Below are 458 nucleotides of genomic sequence, written 5' to 3'. Positions count from 1 at the left end.
CTGCAACTGGCGAAGCTGACCGGCGATACGCTGAAACAAGGCTTGGAGTTGTTGGGCATTGATGTATTAGATGTGATGTAAGTTTTTGAATAAAAACGATGAAAGGCCGTCTGAAACTTTGCAGGTTGCAAGGTTTCAGACGGCCTTTTTATACTTTGAAAAATATTGTGATGCCGTTGTTTGAGTCTAAGCGTTTTTATATTTGCTCAGGTAATGCGTTCAGACGGCCTTATCTTTATTTCAAATTGCTTGCCAACAACCAAGCCTGTGCTTCGGTGGCGTCGCTGAAATATTTGGGATGTTGGTTGGTCAAAAGGCTGGAAAGGCGCGCGCCGAGTCTGATCCAGATGTCGTCGGTAATGACGGCAACGCGGCCGAAGTCGGTTTCGTGTTGGTTGAGGAATTTGATTTGTTCGACCGCCATATCGATGGTGAAGTCTTTCAACATGGACAAGTCC

At 45.9% G+C, this 458-nt stretch carries 2 protein-coding genes; one reads left to right on the top strand and one right to left on the bottom strand.

Annotated features, from left to right (window positions below; all coding sequences use genetic code 11):
- Window positions 1–81, top strand: a complete 81-nt coding sequence (locus tag ACTHUR_RS20430) for a DALR anticodon-binding domain-containing protein (protein WP_440400622.1) — start codon at window positions 1–3, stop codon at window positions 79–81.
- 154 nt (window positions 82–235) lie between these two features.
- On the opposite strand, the gene ACTHUR_RS20425 is transcribed toward ACTHUR_RS20430, so the two are convergent.
- A partial coding sequence (locus ACTHUR_RS20425) for an STAS/SEC14 domain-containing protein (protein WP_440400620.1) occupies window positions 236–458 on the bottom strand: 223 nt, incomplete at its 5' end.

It is taken from the genome of Neisseria sp. P0021.S007 (assembly GCF_051956855.1).
The sequence above is the reverse complement of the archived record's forward strand: the minus strand, read 5'-3'. Positions and strand labels throughout refer to the sequence as shown.